This is a genomic window from Cedecea neteri NBRC 105707 = ATCC 33855 (assembly GCF_001571265.1).
In the GTDB taxonomy this organism is placed as follows: domain Bacteria; phylum Pseudomonadota; class Gammaproteobacteria; order Enterobacterales; family Enterobacteriaceae; genus Cedecea; species Cedecea neteri.
The window spans coordinates 1-1,314 of the sequence record NZ_BCTL01000116.1; the positions used below are offsets into that span (position 1 = coordinate 1).

Below are 1,314 nucleotides of genomic sequence, written 5' to 3' on the forward strand. Positions count from 1 at the left end.
AGGGGAGGCGGCGAAACGAGGAGTAGGGACGGGAGAAGGTCAATTACCTGATATGGCTTCATTTACGTCTGATTTACGCGGCATCGGTATTCAACGGTTGCCAGGCGGTTTAATTTTTCAATGGGGAGCTGCGGGGCCGGACGGTACAGGGTTATCGACCATCAATTATCCAATCGCATTTTCACAGAGACCATTTTTTGTAACTTTTGGCTATCGTCAGTCAAGTAATCCATCAACGATGCAGTCGATTGTCATTAACGATCAAATACTCAATAACATTGGGTTCCAGGCGCGTTGTTTACAGAATGATGGGTCTGGTGTTATTGCCGGGCAGAGTGCTTTTTTCTGGTACGCTTTAGGGAAATAATTATGATTTTTTTCAGCAGCAAAACGAATGCATTTTATCTCGAAGAAAATAAAGAAAATTACCAGTCTGAAGGCACATGGCCTGACGATGTGGTTAATGTTTCTTTTGAGCTTTTCAGTGATTTTTCAGGTACACCTCCAGAAGGTATGTCCCGCACGGTGGGTAAAAGTGGTTTACCAGAATGGCAACCAACTCCAGCTCTCGCTAAAGAGCAACTGTTTGCAATTGCCAAACAAATCAAACAAAGCCGTATATATCAGACTAATAATTTTATAAATAATAAGCAGTGGCCAGGGAAATCAACTCTTGGACGACTGAAAAAGGAAGAACTGGTGCAGTATAATTTATGGTTAGATTATCTGGATGCATTGGAAGCTATTGATACTTCCAACGCACCAGATATCGAATGGCCTACCGCTCCGAATCAGTGACATCAATTAATACGGGCTCGCCGTTTTCATTAACTGCGAGCCTTTTTCCTTGTGGCATATATGATAATGTGAAGAACCAATTATCATCCGGCAGAGAAATTGTTCCCGCCGTATCATGTATGCCCGGCAAAACTTCAGTCATTGTAGTAGAGTTAAAGTAACGCATAGTGTTCCCTTTATTAATTAGATGGGCAGTGAACTCGCCACGAAAAACCATATCCTGATGGGGCGCCACTTATAAATTGGCAACGAGCTTTAAATCCGCTGGTTGTTATTGTGTTGTCAACCACCATAGAAACATGCAGTTGCTGAACTGATGACCCGAGGTCAAAACTTAAATGTTCAGCAGTGGATATATTCATAGCCAATTTTGGTAAGGTTATAGGAAAAATAACGGTCGCAAGACCATCTACAATAGTGGAATTATAGCCACTCAACTCAATAGAACCATCAGACCAGATGGTCCAATCCCCATTAACGTTGCTCCCCCGGCTAATCACATACTTCGCTTCTCCC

Annotated in this window: 2 protein-coding genes and 1 pseudogene; 2 read left to right on the forward strand and 1 reads right to left on the reverse strand. The window is 42.6% G+C overall.

Annotated features, from left to right (window positions below):
* The coding region (locus CNE01S_RS25570; RefSeq protein WP_439645716.1) for a gp53-like domain-containing protein at nt 1-367 on the forward strand (367 nt) is incomplete at its 5' end.
* A complete protein-coding gene (locus CNE01S_RS24010) occupies nt 367-798 on the forward strand; it encodes a tail fiber assembly protein (protein WP_245874450.1) in 432 nt (143 codons plus the stop codon). The genes CNE01S_RS25570 and CNE01S_RS24010, both read left to right, overlap by 1 nt.
* A gap of 179 nt (nt 799-977) precedes the next feature.
* On the opposite strand, the pseudogene CNE01S_RS25675 reads toward CNE01S_RS24010, so the two are convergent.
* Nucleotides 978-1,314 (reverse strand): annotated as a pseudogene (locus CNE01S_RS25675) (hypothetical protein); the annotation flags it as partial.